A 16,718-nucleotide genomic window follows, 5' to 3' on the forward strand; every position below is an offset into this window, starting at 1 on the left:
GATCTTACGGGGGCGTCAGCGGGCGCACTACCGTCCAGGCGCCGATCATCTGTCGGACTCGCGCCAGGGTCGGATCTCAACACTCCTATCTCCCGTCAACAGACCGAGCCTTGCAAACATGCAACTCTCCCGCGTCAGCGCCTTGGTTCAATCCTGTATGCCATAAATGGCGACCCGCTTTAGGGAACTGACGAATAGATCCTCCACGGGCCTGCCCAGCTAATGTCGGGCATGCAGCAAAGTTAGTAGAGAGATCCCGTTGTTTGGAAAGTGTTTTCTGGCACGATACGTGCATCGTTGCTCACAGCGGATTCACGGACTAACGAGAAATCGTGCCATGAGCAGGTTCACCGAAAATACCATCGCCGCCGTAAATACCCGGCTCTTCAAAAACCGCCGTCGATCAATTCGTCGGCCCCGATGTTTTCACACATGAATCCGGTGTGCATGCCGCAGCGCTGCTGAAGGATATTCGCACTTATAGTTCGATCCCGCTTTCGTGCCCCCCGCTGGCAGATTGTTATCGGCAAGCATTCCGGCGCGAACGCTATTGCCACTGTGCTGAAGGAAAAAGGTCGCGAGCTGGATCCGGGTCTCGCAGCTGCCCTCGTCGCTCGTGTCCGCGGCAAGGCGCGCGAGACGAAACCGACGGTCACTAAAACTCAACTGCTCAAAATTTACGACTAACTGTGCCGCGAGGCGCCCGGCCAAGCCTTGGAATCGAATAAGTCGGCAATGTCGAAGGAAGTGACCCGAAAAAGTGGGGCAAGCCGTTGGACGCTGAAGTGATCGGGCTCGCGGCAGCCTTCCTTGCCATCGCATTGGTATATGCGGCAGTCGGGCAGGCTGGAGCGTCGGGCTATATCGCCGCAATGGCACTTGTCGGTTTCGCCCCAGCGGCCATGAAGACTACAGCCCTTGCCCTGAACCTCTTGGTCGCAACGGTCGGCACCTTCCATTTCATGAAGTCTGGACGCTTATCGTGGCGGAATGTCTATCCTTTTGCCATTTTGGGCTTCCCATTCTCCCTGGTCGGCGGAGCAGTTCATCTTCAGGAAGAACTTTACTATCCGATTGTGGGTGTGATCCTCGTGCTCTCTGCGGCCCAAATGGCCCGGTCCGCACTTCGCAAAGGTGCAGCCGTCTCCTCACCAAACGTGCCGCCCTTCTGGCCTGCTTTAGCGACAGGCGCTATCATCGGTTTCTTCGCGGGAACAACCGGGACGGGCGGCGGCGTATTTCTTGCCCCATTAATGCTGGTTATGAATTGGGGAAACGCGCATCAAACAGCAGCTACAACCGCGGCTTATAATCTGATCAACTCTGCCGCCGCCTTGATAGGCGCCCATGCATATTGGAATGCCCTGCCAACGTCGTTGCCATTTTGGTTATTTGCCGTAGCGGCGGGCGGATCGATCGGCGCATTCGTTGGAAGCCGATATCTGGCAGATCGCTGGTTGCGCGCGATCCTTGCTGCTCTTTTGCTGATGTCGGGCCTCAAGCTGCTTTGGTAGCGAGGGCGCGAGCCTGCGCAAAGCCTGCTCGATCATGGCGAACGCTGCATCGAAAAAAAGCAGCATCACAGCGACTGAACTCGGCCGTGCGACTACGCATATCGTGGATGTTACAGTCGGGGGTGCTCCTGACTCCAGCCAAAGCACCGCAAATGACCCTGAACTTGAATGAAAGTGAGTTCATCCTAGTATAGGCCCGTATCAGGCGTACTTCCGTCTTCAGACGGGATTGACTCACAAGCTTCTCGCTACAAGGGGGAAGCTTGTGAGCCAGCGTGTGTTCATATTCTGTACGACACGCGGCAGAGCACCTCGTTCTAAGTCGAGGTGGCTTATTAATGCGGCTTCCACCACACCCGGTGCGCTGCCGAGTTGGGGCATCGCGTCCGTTAGCTTTGCGATGCTTCTCCCGAAAGAAGTTGAAATCTCAGATGCGGCTATTTCCATGCGTACAGTGTGAGTGCAAAAACAGAACTTGTCGATGATTTTGCACATCTCGCAATTTGATGCCGCCTGGGCGATTTCGGTGAAGATCGCTTCCGCCCTAAGTGCGAGTTCGGCCGGCGTCAATTCATCAAAGGGGGCGCAATGGCAGGCAGCCTGAGGCCGTACACGCGCTAATGCGAAGGCGAGAATTTCGCGCGCCACGGCATATGAGTCCAACAGAGCCCACTCGATGAGGGGCCTCGTGAAGTAGCCCCTTTGGGGAAGCGATACGATCTTTCCTTCAGCTGCAAGTCGGATAAGCGCTTCGCGTAGGGGAGTTCGGCCCATCTTGAGTTTCAACGCCAGGTCCCGGTCGCTGAGATGCTGTCCCGGCACCAAGGCGTGGCTGCAGAGCAATTGCACTACTGCATCGTAGGCTGCGTCGGCCTTTCCACGCGCCGCCGGTTCGGTGGGAAATTTTGATAGGTCTATTCCATGACACTGGGCGGCCTTTTCACAGAACCACATCTCTACGCTCTCCTTTGTCGACGTTTTTGAACGATATCCAAACGGCATGCCAGAAAGCTCGTTCTGTCACACACCCCATATATTTGGCGACAACACTTAATAGACGTTTTGTAGCTCGATTTAGAGCACCGTAATATTACGGCAATCATTCGGAGAAACGATGCGTTGTCAACGCCATATATTCTAAAATATAACGACGTACTATTATTGCTATCTTGCGATTGCAAATCGCTCATGGAATTCAGCGCGAGGATATTCTTTGAAATATACCTGGTTAGCTATTGCTTTTCATGAAAAATGCATTCAGCCTTAGCTTTTATGAAGGAGGAATGACAATGAATCGGGGAGCTTTTATACCCGGGCCGATCGCCGCCGTTGAGGACCCGACGACGACCCTCCGCGCTCTTGTCTGCTCCAGCGATCTGTCTTTCCTCATGGAGGCCCATGACGGGCTTTCGGCAGCAATCGCCACGCAGGCTGGCTTCAAGGGGCTTTGGGCCTCCGGACTTTCGATCTCCTCGGCGCTCGGCTATCGAGACGCGAACGAGGCGAGTTGGACTGAAGTCGTGGACGTGGTGGAGCGCATGGCCGACGCCAGCGGACTGCCAATCCTCGTCGACGGCGAGTCTGGGTTCGGCAACTTCAACAACGCCCGGCTACTGGCGATGAAGCTCTTGCAGCACGGTGGCGCTGGCGTCTGCCTGGAAGACAAGGCCTTTCCGAAGAGGAACAGTTTCGTGGGAGACCGCCACCCGCTGGTCGATATCGATGAGTTTTCAGGCCGCCTAAGAGCCGTCAAGGACACAACGGGGGACGACCTCTTGCTGGTCGCTCGCATCGAAGCGTTAATCGCCGACTACAGTCTGGACGAGGCGCTACACCGCGCGGACGCCTACGCTGACGCTGGCGCCGACGCGATCCTGATCCATTCGCGTAAGAGCGATGCGGACGAGATTCTCGCTTTCGCGAAAGAGTGGCAGACGCTTCCGATCGTGATTGTGCCCACGAAATACTACCGAACGCCGGTCTCGGCTTATCGAGATGCCGGCATCTCGACGGTGATCTGGGCCAATCATGCGATGCGGGCAGCAGTCGCCGGGATGCGCGCGGTGTGCGCTCGCATAGCCGCCGAAGAAAGCATTGCCGGAGTCGAGCCGGAAGTCGCCACGCTCGAGGAGGTCTTTGAACTGTTGCAATACGATGAATTGGCATCGGCTGAAGATCGCTATCTGCCGAAGCACTGATGACCGGGCAGAGCACTTTGAGACCGGCACAACTTCGACCATCAATTTCTTGAGGACGCGCACATGCTTGCGCAACGGACAGCCTTGTTCAAATCGTCGGGGACGGCTGCGGCGCGCGCTGCGGCTAAGGCGGCAGCCGAGCCGGGAAAAGAGATTATCGATTTGACTGCCGGCGAGATCTGGAGCGATCTTGCCCCGACGGTCCGGGTCGGTGCTCTCGATGCGATCCGCAGGGGCATCAACCGTTACACCGACACTATCGGAATGATAGAGCTTCGCGAGGCGCTCGCCCAGAAGATCTCCGGCCATACCGGCCAGGTCTGGCACGCCGACGAGGTCGCTGTAACGTGTGGCGCCAAACAGGCGCTGTTCAACGCTGCCATGGTGCTGCTCAACCCTGGTGACGAGGTCATCATTCCTGCGCCGTACTGGACGACTTTTCCGGCGCAGGTACTGATCGCTGGCGGAAAGCCCGTCCATGTGGAGACGCGCGCCAATGGCTATGTACCGAGGGTCGAGGATATCGCGGCCGCAATCACTGACCAAACCCGCGCCATGGTTATCAACACCCCGAATAATCCGACTGGCGCCGTGTATGATTCCGAAACGTTGCTTGGCATCGGAAAGCTTGCGATCGAACGCGACCTATGGATCATTTTCGACGAATGCTATGGCGACTTCATCCACGTTGACGATGCCCATTGTCCGATCGTCTCGATCCTCCCGGAAGCTCGCCCGCGCACTCTGATCGTCAACTCCTTCAGCAAGTCGCTGGCACTGACGGGCTGGAGGATCGGTTATCTCGCCGGACCAAAAGACGTGATCAGCGCGGCGAAGGCCCTGCAATCACATACAACCTCGAACCCGAATGTGATCGCGCAGCACGCGGCGCTCACATACCTTCTAAACAGCGATGGCAGCTATGAGAGCCATCTGCGGTCGCACCTCGCGAGAGCCAGGCAGACGGGTCTCAGCGCACTTTCGGCCCTGACGCGGATTCCCGTACCGAAGGCGACGGGGGGCTTCTATTTCTACCTCGACGTTTCCGGTCTGCTCGGCGTGAGATTCGGCAATGACGAGGCCAAGACGGTCGACAATGTCGTGCACGCTCTGCTGGCGAGAGCTGGGGTGGCCGCGGTTTCGGGCATGACATTCGGTGACCCGGCTGGCCTTCGCCTCTCCTACGGCGTACCGCCCGAAAAACTGGAGATCGGCCTCACCCGGCTCGTCGAGGTCCTGAACGCCTGGGAATGACAAGATCATGCAGCGGCGCCAACACTAGGGAACTACAAGAATGACGAATGCTCCCAAGACGGCCGTCATACTCGCCGCAGGTTGCGGATCTCGCCTGCGGCCTTTGACCGACCTTCGGCCAAAGCCGCTCGTCGAAGTCAACGGTACGCCGATCCTACACAACGCGCTGCGCAACCTTGAAGCTGTCGGCGTAAAGGACGTCACGATCGTCGTTGGCTACCGCAAGGATGATATCAAGTATTCCTGCGGCAACCACTTCGGTAATCTCGAAATCAACTATGTCGAGTCTTCGGTCTTCGACAAGACAGGCAGCGCGTATTCCCTTTGGTTGGCGCGCCATGCGCTGCTGACCGGCGACATCTACCTCCTGGAAGGGGACGTCTTTTTCGAGCTGGATGCACTTCACTATCTCGGGACGATAGGAGCAGAAAATGTCGCCGCGGTCGCACCGTTCGACCCGTCGATGGAAGGCTCTGCTGTTGTCCTGACAGAGAACGACTACATCGCCGAAGTTCGGATGAAGCAGACGGCGGCCAACCTGATTGACGGGTCGCCGCAGCTCTTTAAAACCATGAATCTGATACGCTTTTCCGGCACTGATCTCCGCGAGACGATCGTCCCGCATCTGGACCATCTCATCGGCTGTGGAGCCGTAAAGTCTTATACCGAAGAGTTGCTCTCCGACCTCGTGCAGATAAAGGACTTGCGTATCGCCGCCGCCAGATGTGACGGCGTTCGGTGGTATGAGATCGACAATGAGGACGATCTGCGCATTGCAGAGGCAATGTTCCTGACCGCCCGCGAAATCGTGTGCTAGCGGCTCGGTGGAGGAGAAGGTAATGCTTCGTTATCTCATCGATCCAGCCAATGCGATCACGATGTTTGGCCTGATATGCTCGTCGGTTGCACTTTGTTTCGCCTTGGACAGGCGCCTTGATCTCGCTGTTGCCGCCGGATTGTGGGCGGTCCTCGCGGACCACCTTGATGGCGTCGTTGCCAGTTATACGCGCAATCGCGAGCCTGATATAGCGAAGATGGGAAAAAGCCTCGATGGCTTTGGCGACATCATTTATGGGGCGATCCTCCCGGCTGTGATCGTTGTTCAGTTGAACAATGTCTCGCGACTCTCGTTTTTCATTGCGATACTGCTGTTGCTCACCGGCACAATCCGACTGAGCTACTTCGCGAATTTCGGGAAATCGAGTGAGGGGCGCTTTCTTGGTGTGCCTTTATCCTACGACATTCCATTGCTGGCGGCGCTGCTCCTGTTTCGGCCCCTCTTGCAGCCGGACGGCTTCGTGCCGATTGTCGATGTCGCGTTTATCGCGCTCGGCATTGCCCACGTAGCCTCCGTTCGCGTGCCGTCCCCCAACAAGGTCATGTACCTGCTGATCACTGTATTCGCCATCGCGGCATCAGCGATTCTACTTCACAGGGGAGCATTTTGATGCCGTCGCCCTCCGCCTCTGAGGTTCCGCATTCGTTCGACAAGATCGATCCGAAAACTCTAGGATGGGTCTACAGGTCACTCGGCGTTGAACCGGTCATCAACTGCGTCGGCGTTCGGACGAACTACGGTGCAAGCAACCCGAGCGGCGAAGTGATCGCCGCAATGACGGCGGCAGCAGAAGCCTTCGTGGACCTGGATGAGCTCGCCGAGGGTGTTGGCAAAAAAATGGCTGCGCTCACGGGCGCGGAATGGGGTGTTGTTACAGCGGGCACCGCCTCCGGTTTGGCACTCGCCACCGCGGCCTGCATAGCCGGCAACAATCCCGAGCTGATGTTGAAATTGCCGGACACATCAGGCCTTCGAAACAAGGTGGTTATCCCCGCCGACCAGCGTTTCGCCTACGAGCAGGCAATCCGTGTTGCCGGAGGCGACATCGTCTCGGTTTCGACGGCTGAGGAACTGCTGAATGCGATTGCCGGGGGGATTGCGATGATCTGCTTGCTCGGCCGCAAGCACGAGTCTTCGGCATTGTCTCTGGACTTCGTCAGGCCTGTGGCGCAAGCGAATGCGGTACCCATCCTGATCAATGCCGCGGGGCTCTCGCCCGAAAATCCGGACCGATTGATCACTCGTGGGGCTGATTTGGTCGTCTATGCAGGCGGAAAATACATCCGCGGCCCGCAGTCCACCGGCATTGTTCTCGGCAAGGAGCACCTCTGCCGGGCGATGTGGTGGAATGCTGCACCCCATCAATCCTTCGGTCGCCTAATGAAGGTCGGCAAGGAAGAGGCCATCGGCGCGGTCGTTGCGCTTGACCGATGGATCAATTTTCAGTCGGCTCGAACCGAGCGCGAACAGTGGCTCCCTCGGTTGAAGCGCATATCGTCCCATTTTGCCGCTGTACCAGGTGTTGCGACAAAAGTGATGACCTGGTCAGGTTCGGTGACGGCAACTCGTCTGAAGGTGAGTTGGGACCCAACAATGATTCCCTTTGACGCCGAGGCGCTACGATCTGCGATGCTCGAGCGCCGGCCACGGATACTCATCCATGATTTCTGGTCGACGCCAACATCAATCACGTTGGATCCCGTCAATCTTTCTGATGAAGAGGCCGAAATCGTCGGGGAGGCTCTGGCAACTGCATTTACCGTCCCTCAACTTATCGCCCGTTCAGTTCCCAAAACGGCCGCAACGGTCGACATCTCGGGAGCGTGGGAGGTCGACGTTGAATTTCTCCATGGGTCGTCGAGACATCGCTTTCAAATCGAGCAGAAGAACTCGAAGATCAGCGGCGTGCATCACACGGAACAGAGCGCCGGCGCAATTTCAGGCGAAGTCAGCGGCAGAGCTGTCCATTTCGAGGCTGCACACGAAAGGACACCGATCTGGCTATTCTACGCGTTCGACGGCGAAGTCACCGGGAGCGGCACAATTTCAGGGACCATGCGGATGGGCGGCGCGGCGAGCGAACACCTCGGACCCGTATTTAAGGGCCAATATGGCACCGCGAAGTGGCATGCGACCCGCGTTGCTCCGCAAGACCTTCGTCGATATGTCACCTCACCACCTCCCGCCAGTCGAGGGAGGGCAAAATGATCGCCCACGATATGGTCCAGTTCGACAGCCCAATCAGCTTGTACGGCGAAGTCGCACTCGTCGTCGGCGGGTATGGTGCGATCGGGACCACGATTTCGCAAATGTTGGCAAAGGCGGGCGCGACGAGCGTCATTGCCGGGCGCGACGGAAGTAAGGCCCGCGAGCTCGCCGCTGAACTCACCGACAAGGACTGTAGTGCCGAAGGCTTCGAGATGGACGCCTGTGATGTGACGGCCGTCCGAATGCTCGCGACCTCCATCTCGGATCGCTATGGCAGCATCGACATTCTGGTCAACTGCGTCGGCTTCAACAACGAGGAGAAGTTGCTGGATGTGACCGAGCGGGCCTTCGACGAAGTCTTTGCCAAAACACTGCGGCCGGGAATGTTCCTCTCACAGGCCGTCGCCTCCCATCAGGTGGCCGCCGGTAGGGGTGGCAGCCAGATCCACCTTCTCTCGGTTCGTTCGTCACTCGGCTTCCGCAACCGCGGGTACAGTGCGGTTTGCGCGGCGAAGGGCGGCTTGGCCGTTCTGCTGAAGCAGCAAGCAACCGAACTAGCGCCGCACGGTATTACGGTGAACGGCGTAGCGCCAGGACTTGTGCGCACGCGAAAGAACGACAAGGCGCTTGAGGATCCAACAGCATTTAAGCGCGCGGTTGGGAACATTCCGTTCGGCCGCCTGGCAACGCCAGTCGAAGTGGCTGGCGCTGTGCTGTTCTTTGCGTCTCCGCTTGCGCGGTACGTGACGGGGCAGATTCTATACGTCGATGGCGGCCTAACTGCGAGCGCCTAAGCCGATGAAACGACAATCTGAAGTGCAAAGAGGATCCCTCCACGCATCACTGCGTATTTGCTGAGACCACAACGATGACCAGTATCCAAGGCGCAGCCTCGATTAGTTCAAACGATAGTCGCGATTGTGGTCATCAGCGAATATTCTGACCGAAAAACCCTCTGAATCCTATCGTTTAGTATCGAATTCTTCTAATCGCCCTCGGAAAGTCAGGCCTCTCGAAGACCGATCCACCGGGCGGGCTGTGTTCGCGGTCGCATCACCGCCTGATGAAGCACCGCGGGCCGCGTCTTCATGAAGCGTCCTGAGCGAGGTGCCGCCGGTCAAGGTTTGCATTGTGATGCGAGTGGGTCAGATCCCCATTGCGAGCAGCGCTGCGCTTTTCAATGCGAACTGCGAACGTACAACGAAATCGGCCTTGTCGCGCTCCTGCGCAAACAGGGACAAGGTATCGAGGCGATAATCCTCAGACAGGTAATTTTCGAAGACCGTCTTCAGACGCGCTCTTGTCTGTGCTCGACCCTCTTCGGGAACGCGGCCGGTCAACGTCATATGAAATCGGAAACGATCGAGCACGTAGGGATAGCCCCACCGGACGAGATGAACTGTCTCGATCTCATCAAGCGGAGTTTGCAGCCGCCGCTGGAGTTCCGATGCAATCATCGGCGCCCGGAAACGATCGAACTCTTCTACGATCTGCGCAGCAAAATTACGCAAGGTCAGCATCGGATTGGCAGGAACAAGCGCAAAGAAACCGCCCAGGAGATCGATCCTTAGAGGCCCGATCGGACACGGGGGCCGTGAGCCAGCAAATTTGCTGAGCGCCTGTTCCAGATCCTCAACGGAAGTGCCTTCCTTCAACCGAAAGGGTGGCTTGATCGTTGCGTGAAAACCATACCGGCGCGGCTCGGAAGTTAGGAGGACGTCCGCTTCGGGCCGGGGGTCATTGGTAGCATCAACCCTGCCGAACGCATCGCGGCCAAGCCAGGAACTCGCCGCTACGGTCAGCGGATGCGCACGAGCTGGTGTGTAATAAATGGCGTAGCGGGGAGTGCTTGGTTGCGGCATCAGGCGCACGCCTTTGCTTCGGCAACACCGGACGCAGCGGTAGCGGCCGATTGATTGCCCATCTCTAACAGCCTGTCGGCAACGGCGTCGCGAACCTCCTCGTCATGAAAAATGCCCACGATGGCGGCGCCGCGGGATTTCGCCTCGTTGATCAGATCAACGACGGTCGCGCTGTTGGTAGTGTCAAGCGAGGCGGTCGGTTCGTCGAGAAGCAGGATCGGGTAATCGACGATAAAGCCACGGGCGATGTTGACTCGCTGCTGCTCGCCACCGGAGAAGGTGGCGGGGGCCAGCGACCACAAACGCTCGGGGATGCGCAAGCGGGTTAGCAGGGTTTTGGCAAGCGCCTTAGCCGCCTCGGCTGGCATGCCGTTTGCGATAGCTGGTTCGGCGACCACGTCAAGGGTTGGAACCCGGGGAATGACGCGCAGGAATTGGCTGACATAACCGATCGTACTGCGGCGGATTTCAATCACTTTCCAGGGTTCGGCGGCGAGCAAGTCGACCGTCTCGCCCACGTGCTCGACGAGGATCTTGCCGACATCCGGTTTGTAGTTGGCATAAAGCGAGCGCAAGAGCGTCGACTTGCCGGCGCCGGAAGGACCGTGAAGGCAAACGCATTCGCCGCACTTCACTGTAAGTTCGACATTGTCGAAGATCGGAAGGGTGATACCCTGGGTGTGGACCGTGAAGCTCTTGGCGAGGCCCTTGGCATGCAGTATCGCAGGACGGCTACGATATCCTGCCGGGTCTTGCAGTTGATCATCTGCCATCACAGCGTGATCGCCTTGGAGGCAGCTCCGAAACCGGCAAAGCGGCTACTGCGGGCAAATTCATAATAGAGCCTGGCGCCGTCATGGACCCAGTTGCCGACGTCGAAATCCACCATACGACGTGGTTCATGCATCTGGACTTCGATCTCCTTGCCTAGTTTCACCTCTGTCCAACCGACGCGTTTACGCCCGCCAAATTTCGGACGCCACTCTTCCATCATATCCGTCACAAAGGCCGTACTGGGAGCCCAGACATGCCGGACACCGTCGATCAGACGATCCCGGCTCTGGTGCATGTCACCGCTCAAGACGAGCTCGACCTTCCCCCCAAGGAGATAGGTACTTAGCATCGCGCGGCTTTCAGCCGGCATGAACCAGCCGGTTTTGTCAAATTCCGACAGCGCAACGTCGCAGACGGCCATGTGGGACAGGAGAGCGATCCGCCGAGAACCGGCCTCCGCAATCGCGTCCGCCAGGAATTTCTCCTGTTCCGCTTCTGCTGCGAACCCCGACGTGAGAATCATGCTGTTCAGCCCAATGATCCGCCACTCGCCTACGTCGAACGACCAGAAATCCCAGCCGATCGCTTCGAGATAGCGGTTCCGGCGTTCCTCGCTGACTGCGGTTTCCGGAACGGCCGATTTGGCGATATCGCCAATATCGTGATTTCCCGGAACCGCCAGCCACTGGCATGGCAGCCGATCGAGTTGTCGTCGCGCAAACCGTAGATCTGACGGGTTATTCGCCCCATCGAGCGCGAGATCCCCACCGACAAGAACCAGATCCGGCTGTCGCTGTGACAGTTCATCGAGCAGGATTTCCCAGTTGAACTGAAAGAAAGGCCGATCTGCGGACAAGTGAGGATCGGAGATAAAGGCGATAAATGAGGAATCGGTCATGATGTTTCACGGCGTTGGAGGTCAATAAACGAGGTTGCCGGCGCGCCACACGGATCGGATGACGGGCAGCCGGTTGTGAAGGCGGACCCGCAGGAGATCGGCACGCTTTCCCAGGACTATTTCGCCTCGATCATCGAGGCCCACGCATGCTGCGGGAGATGACGTTACCGTGGCGACCGCCTGAGGCAGCGTCCAGCCGATCGTCTCCCCATTCAGGAGAAAAGCGGCATGCAGAAGGCTTGCTGGAATGTAGTCGGAGGCCAACACGTCGAGCAGACTCGCTCTTGCGCATTCGCTGGCAGAGAGATTGCCGATATGCGATCCTCCGCGTACTAGGTTGGGCGCTCCCATCACAATCTGTACATCCCGCCTACGCGCTTCGGTCGCAGCCAGACGGGTGGTCGGAAACTCGGAAATTCTGTTACCGAGCTCTTTCGCCTCGAGAACATGGTCGAGCGTGGTATCGTCGTGGCTTGCCACGACAATGCCCTTCTCCTGGCAGATTTTAGAAATGGCGCGCCGATTTCGGATAGCGTATTGATCTCGTGCTTCCTGCCGTGCCGCCAAAATGGCGTCGAGTTCCGCATCGGAAGCGCCGGTCCTGCGCTTCTGGTGCATCTTCCACTTATTCGAGTCGGGAAAGGTCCTCTGTCCGGGCGTGTGGTCCATCAGGGAAACCAGCTTCAGCCGAGGATGCTCCTGCAAGGTAGCAAAACGCTCCACAATGTCGGCTTCGATGATTTCGCAACGCAGATGGATGAAATGATCAGCGCGTAGCAACCCTTCAATTGCGGCCTCCTCCATGCCCTGCAGCATGCGCCCGAGAGCGCCATTGCGGTCGCTATCGAACTCTTCCCCTACGAGTCCGAAACTGTCGAACATCGTCGTGATACCAGAACTGATCACCTGGGCATCGTATGAGACTGCCGCCGAAAGAGCATGCCAGTAGACGCCTGCTCGCGGCATAATATGCTTCTCGAGATGATCGCTGTGCAGATCGACCAGACCCGGCATGAGGAAATCGCCGGCAAAATCAATGGCTCCGACCGGCAATTTTCGCCCGGTATCGATGCTGGTGATCCAGCCGCCCTCGGCCGTCACATGGCCGTGCACGACATCGTTTGGCAACACGATCCTTGCGTTGCCAAGAACTATCCGCGTCATTTCTGCTCTCCAATATGTCTTGCGGTCATGCTCGCAACATCGACGACACGAGCAATTGCGTATAGGGGTGATGGGGGTCATCAAGGACCTGATCTGCGAGGCCATGCTCGACGATCATTCCTGATCTCAAAACGTACATCCGGTCCGCGAGCATGCGCGCAACTCCGAGATCGTGGGTAACGAGGACAACGGCCGCGCGGAGTTCGCGCACCAAATTGCGCAGAAGATCGAGAATCCGCGCCTGAACCGAGAGGTCGAGACCACCGGTCGGCTCATCCATGAGGAGCAGCGAGGGACGTTTGACCAAGCTGCGCGCGATCTGCAGGCGCTGCTGCATCCCGCCTGAAAAGGAGCCCGGAACATCGTCAACACGGCCGGGATGTATCTCGACACAATCGAGCCACTCCTTTGCGATCCGGCGCATCTGGGAAAAATCGCGAAGACCCGAAAGTGCCAAGGGTTCGACGATATTGGCGCCTGCGCTAACATTGGTGCGCAGTCCGTCGCGAGGACGCTGATGGACAAAACCGACGTGCGAGCGCAGGAGCCGGATACGTTGCTCTTCCTGAAGCGACCATATTGGATGTAGGGTGTCATCTTTGCTCCGAAGTTCCACGATGCCATGGTCGGGTCGCAGATGACCGCCAAGGCAACGCAGGAAGGTCGTCTTTCCGGAACCACTCTCCCCGACTATGGCGACGACTTCCCCAGATGCGATTTCCAGAGACATGTCGTGGCAGCCGAGCCGACCGCCACCGAAACATTTGGCGACCGATCGGGCCCGCAGCACCAACTGATTTCTAGCGAGGCCGGTCATGCTCGGCTACCTACGGGTTCGCCAATTCGCCGAGTGGCACAGAAGGAGGTATCCGAGCAGACGAAACCGCTAATGCCATTATCATCAGAGATCACATCCAGGTAGCTCTCAGTCGATCCGCACACGCTGCATCGGCCCTCAACCTTTCGCACGACAAACGGCCGGTCGCGGAATGACAGATTTTCGACGGAGGTGTGCGGCGGGATGGCGTAGATACGCCGATGGCGGCCGGCTCCGAACAACATCAATGCCGGACTGCGATCGAGTTTGTGGTTGTCGAATGTCGGGATCGGCGACGGGGCTGCGAAATACCGACCATTGACGAGTACAGGATGATTTGTTCCGCCGCCGGCATCACCGAGTCTCACCATGTCTTCATAGAGTCTGACATAGAGCATTCCGTAGTCTTGAAACGCATGGAGGCGTCGGGTCACAGTCTCCGAGGGCTCCAGCGATCGCATTGGCTCCGGCAGCGGCACCTGAAGCACGATGATATGGCCTTCAGAAAGTCGCTCCTCCGGTATGCGGTGCCGGGTCTGGATAATTGTCGCTTCGCGCGTCGATGAGGTGGTACGGCAATCTGTGACGCGCTCGAAGAATCTTCGGATGCTTGTGGCATTGATGGAATCGTCGGCGCCCTGATCGATCACCTTGAGTACGTCGGAGCGACCGATCAGCGCTGCCGTGATCTGCATACCGCCAGTCCCCCAACCGGGAGGAAGTGGCATCTCGTGCCCCGCAATCGGTACCTGAAAGCCTGGAATCGAGACCGCTTTCAAAATCGCGCGCCGAAGCATGCGCTTCGTGACTTCGTTTAAGTAACCGAAATTGTAGGAGCGCTGCTCCTGAAGACCTGCGTTCACGGGGATCATTGTGAATTCTCCCCTCGGAGTAGGTGTTTAGCTTGAATGTCCCTCAAGCGCTTGAGTTCTGCCTGAAAGCTGACATAGTGAGGCAACTTCAGGCTTTGCAGCAAACCGGCTGCCTCGACACCGTCAGCGTTTGACAGCACGAACTGCTCATCCTCGATGGGGCACTGGACAGCCTCACCTAAATCGCGGCCCTTCAATGCTCGGTCATTAACGGCCATCGCCATCGCCCGCCTTTCGCTCCGCCCTAAGGAGAGTCCGTAACCACGGGTGAAGCGAGGTTCATCGCTTTGCACATCCAGCTTCTTGTTGAGAATTTCGCATTCGCTTAGCGTCACTCGCCCAATCGTGACTGCAAACCCCAGTTCAGGGATCGTAAAATCCACTGCCACGTCGCCCACGCGCAGTTCGGTCACCAGCGGAAAGTTCTCTCCGTAACCCTGAAGGGTGGAGTTTGCTAGGCCGGTCAGGAAACCTTCGTCCGCCCTTGACAAGGACTGCAGCCTAACCTCCCGGTTGGCCGGATACATAACCGGATCGCGCGTGATGTCGAAAATGTCAGCGCCTGAATTTGCGGACGGCAATTTTTCAGCAATCCCGTCGCGGGCAAGTCGATCGGCAAGATGCGGCGCAATGATAGGATCGCTCTCGTTGTCAGTCGAAATCGGAGATTTATCGGGACCCGTCGGTTTCTCATCAAGAAGCCTGTGAATGTAGTCGTAGGTTGCTCCTAAGTATTGACCGCCGGGTGCCTCCTTTACGATCGGCGTAATCCGCCGCTCGATCTGCATAGAGGCGGTGTGGAGCGGCTCGGAGTAACCCGCTCGTGGCAACGTTGCCCTAAATGTCCGGAGAAGGAACGCCGCTTCTGCCGCATCGCCCTGTGCTTGCTTGAGAGCAAGGCTCGCTGCGTGTCTGTCATAAAGCGCGCCCTCATTCATCGTGCGATCGACGGCCAAGGATAATTGTTCGCCAATCTGTTCGACCGATAATTCTGAAATCGCGGGATCACCGCGGCGCTGCTCGATAAGCAGCCGCTCCGCATTTTCGATCGCCTGTTCGCCTCCACGGATTGCTACGAGCATTGAGAACTCCGGCGTATCGAGCGAGGAAGGCCCGAGAAGCTATTGGCATCGACAAGGAGAACGTCGACGCCCACGGGGAAGCGAGCTGCGTTTCCATCCCATGACGTCCAGAACCACGGCGGTAGGCCACTGGGGGCGACCGATACTGCGTTCTTGATTCCGGGTCCGCACAGCGATATCGGAGTTCCGCCCACGAGACTCGGTAGCTGAATGAGAAGCGTCGCTGAGCGATTTGGCTCCATCAATGTCCCTGCTCTAAACGTCCTCAGGTCTGGCATTTCCTGCGCATCGCCAATAAGAGCGAAATCGACATCAGTTGGATCAGGGCTGACCGAGACGCCCATCCGCAGCCGGAGGAATTCTTCAATTTCCGAGGTCCTGAAAGCCGGATCGAGCCACGTGGAAACCTCACCGTCCAAAAGACAAAGCACGGCAGACAACATGCCCTCGCTCATCGGCCCGACCGTCTGGGACATTCGCGGCGCCGCAACGATTTTGCCGGGATGGCTGAAGGCGCGCAAAATAGATCTGAAACTAGCCTGCGCAAGCTGAACCGCCTCGGACGGGGTCACAGTCGCACAGCGCGAGGCAAGGTGTGGCGCCGTCATGTTGGCTGCCCCGCGACTGACATTGAGAATGAGACCTCGGTCGCACGCACTTTCGCTGCCTTCCCCACTTGATATTTCCTGCTTGTCTCTGCGATGGAAAGCACTGCCTCGCGCGCGCGCTCACGCCATGGCGTCTCCTCTGGGCATAACATCATGGCGTCGAAGACTGCCGCAATTGCCGCATGCCGTTTATCCCGCCCGCCAATACACGCGATCCCCACGGTACCGGTGCGCAATGAAATGGAACATCGCGTGACAGTCATTTCGCCAAGATTGAACAACATTCCACTGCCGTCGGCGCGGGCGCGCAGCATGACCGTCTCGAACTGCGGAGGGCTGATCCAGGTAAAGTCCGGCTGGGCCGGCAGCGCCTGCCAGCTATCAGACAAAGCCGCCGACGGTGCCGTCGCAAGGGCGGACATCCAGCATCTACGATCTGAAAGCAGGGAAGTTTCACACATCATGGAGCCACAAAAACCGTAACGCCTCGGCGATCCGCGAGGCCGGTGCAGTGTCTACACCATTCTGACTGTGGCAGTCGTGAACACTGGATGACGAAAACCGGACAAGCGCGGCGGTGACACATATGCCGAGCCGGTCCTTCCCAAGGCAAAATCACTCCAGCTCAT

17 protein-coding genes are annotated in these 16,718 nt (G+C 57.9%); 7 read left to right on the forward strand and 10 right to left on the reverse strand.

Going from position 1 to position 16,718, the window contains the following annotated elements:
- Nucleotides 1-773: 773 nt before the first annotated feature.
- The gene (locus QN222_RS26990; protein ID WP_283965293.1) at nucleotides 774-1,514 is read left to right on the forward strand and encodes a sulfite exporter TauE/SafE family protein; all 741 of its coding nucleotides are present in this window, start codon (nucleotides 774-776) and stop codon (nucleotides 1,512-1,514) included.
- A gap of 234 nt (nucleotides 1,515-1,748) precedes the next feature.
- Here QN222_RS26990 and QN222_RS26995 read toward each other — a convergent pair whose 3' ends face one another.
- Nucleotides 1,749-2,468 (reverse strand): GntR family transcriptional regulator, encoded by a 720-nt coding sequence (locus QN222_RS26995; protein WP_283965294.1) that lies wholly within the window; start codon nucleotides 2,466-2,468, stop codon nucleotides 1,749-1,751.
- Between the two features lie 335 nt (nucleotides 2,469-2,803).
- Between QN222_RS26995 and aepX the strand changes: the two genes are divergently transcribed.
- From aepX to QN222_RS27025, 6 genes are all read left to right on the forward strand, one after another.
- On the forward strand, nucleotides 2,804-3,712 hold the full coding sequence (aepX, locus tag QN222_RS27000; protein ID WP_283965295.1) for a phosphoenolpyruvate mutase: 909 nt from the start codon (nucleotides 2,804-2,806) through the stop codon (nucleotides 3,710-3,712).
- 63 nt (nucleotides 3,713-3,775) lie between these two features.
- A complete protein-coding gene (locus QN222_RS27005) occupies nucleotides 3,776-4,966 on the forward strand; it encodes an aminotransferase class I/II-fold pyridoxal phosphate-dependent enzyme (protein ID WP_283965296.1) in 1,191 nt (396 codons plus the stop codon).
- A gap of 40 nt (nucleotides 4,967-5,006) precedes the next feature.
- Nucleotides 5,007-5,783 (forward strand): phosphocholine cytidylyltransferase family protein, encoded by a 777-nt coding sequence (locus tag QN222_RS27010; protein ID WP_283965297.1) that lies wholly within the window; start codon nucleotides 5,007-5,009, stop codon nucleotides 5,781-5,783.
- A gap of 22 nt (nucleotides 5,784-5,805) precedes the next feature.
- On the forward strand, nucleotides 5,806-6,414 hold the full coding sequence (locus QN222_RS27015; protein ID WP_283965298.1) for a CDP-alcohol phosphatidyltransferase family protein: 609 nt from the start codon (nucleotides 5,806-5,808) through the stop codon (nucleotides 6,412-6,414).
- Complete coding sequence (locus QN222_RS27020; RefSeq protein WP_283965299.1) at nucleotides 6,414-8,012, forward strand: hypothetical protein; 1,599 nt, start codon at nucleotides 6,414-6,416, stop codon at nucleotides 8,010-8,012. Before QN222_RS27015 ends, QN222_RS27020 begins: the two co-directional genes overlap by 1 nt.
- Nucleotides 8,013-8,023: 11 nt before the next feature.
- Nucleotides 8,024-8,806 carry an SDR family oxidoreductase gene (locus tag QN222_RS27025; protein ID WP_284005671.1) on the forward strand — a complete coding sequence of 261 codons (783 nt, stop codon included), beginning with the start codon at nucleotides 8,024-8,026 and terminating at the stop codon, nucleotides 8,804-8,806.
- Nucleotides 8,807-9,157: 351 nt separating this feature from the next.
- Here QN222_RS27025 and QN222_RS27030 read toward each other — a convergent pair whose 3' ends face one another.
- From QN222_RS27030 to phnG, 9 genes are read right to left on the reverse strand one after another with little or no spacing between them, the layout of a single operon-like run.
- Nucleotides 9,158-9,874, reverse strand: coding sequence for a DUF1045 domain-containing protein (locus QN222_RS27030; RefSeq protein ID WP_283966011.1), 717 nt, complete (start codon nucleotides 9,872-9,874; stop codon nucleotides 9,158-9,160).
- A complete protein-coding gene (phnL, locus tag QN222_RS27035) occupies nucleotides 9,874-10,647 on the reverse strand; it encodes a phosphonate C-P lyase system protein PhnL (RefSeq protein ID WP_283966012.1) in 774 nt (257 codons plus the stop codon). Before phnL ends, QN222_RS27030 begins: the two co-directional genes overlap by 1 nt.
- Nucleotides 10,647-11,546 (reverse strand): metallophosphoesterase, encoded by a 900-nt coding sequence (locus QN222_RS27040; RefSeq protein ID WP_284005672.1) that lies wholly within the window; start codon nucleotides 11,544-11,546, stop codon nucleotides 10,647-10,649. The genes phnL and QN222_RS27040 overlap by 1 nt, the downstream gene beginning before the upstream one ends.
- 21 nt (nucleotides 11,547-11,567) lie before the next feature.
- A complete protein-coding gene (locus tag QN222_RS27045; protein WP_336621042.1) occupies nucleotides 11,568-12,815 on the reverse strand; it encodes an alpha-D-ribose 1-methylphosphonate 5-triphosphate diphosphatase in 1,248 nt (415 codons plus the stop codon).
- Nucleotides 12,736-13,527 carry an ATP-binding cassette domain-containing protein gene (locus QN222_RS27050; protein ID WP_283965932.1) on the reverse strand — a complete coding sequence of 264 codons (792 nt, stop codon included), beginning with the start codon at nucleotides 13,525-13,527 and terminating at the stop codon, nucleotides 12,736-12,738. The genes QN222_RS27045 and QN222_RS27050 overlap by 80 nt, the downstream gene beginning before the upstream one ends.
- A complete protein-coding gene (locus tag QN222_RS27055; RefSeq protein ID WP_283965931.1) occupies nucleotides 13,524-14,399 on the reverse strand; it encodes an alpha-D-ribose 1-methylphosphonate 5-phosphate C-P-lyase PhnJ in 876 nt (291 codons plus the stop codon). The genes QN222_RS27050 and QN222_RS27055 overlap by 4 nt, the downstream gene beginning before the upstream one ends.
- A complete protein-coding gene (locus QN222_RS27060; protein ID WP_283965930.1) occupies nucleotides 14,396-15,481 on the reverse strand; it encodes a carbon-phosphorus lyase complex subunit PhnI in 1,086 nt (361 codons plus the stop codon). The genes QN222_RS27055 and QN222_RS27060 overlap by 4 nt, the downstream gene beginning before the upstream one ends.
- Entirely contained in the window at nucleotides 15,472-16,089 is a 618-nt protein-coding gene (gene phnH / locus QN222_RS30425) for a phosphonate C-P lyase system protein PhnH (RefSeq protein WP_369292082.1), read from the reverse strand. Before phnH ends, QN222_RS27060 begins: the two co-directional genes overlap by 10 nt.
- Nucleotides 16,086-16,553 carry a phosphonate C-P lyase system protein PhnG gene (gene phnG / locus QN222_RS27065; protein WP_336621043.1) on the reverse strand — a complete coding sequence of 156 codons (468 nt, stop codon included), beginning with the start codon at nucleotides 16,551-16,553 and terminating at the stop codon, nucleotides 16,086-16,088. The genes phnH and phnG overlap by 4 nt, the downstream gene beginning before the upstream one ends.
- Between the last annotated feature and the right edge of the window lie 165 nt (nucleotides 16,554-16,718).

The sequence above is a fragment of the Sinorhizobium sp. 6-70 genome (genome assembly GCF_030124375.1).
GTDB lineage: Bacteria > Pseudomonadota > Alphaproteobacteria > Rhizobiales > Rhizobiaceae > Sinorhizobium.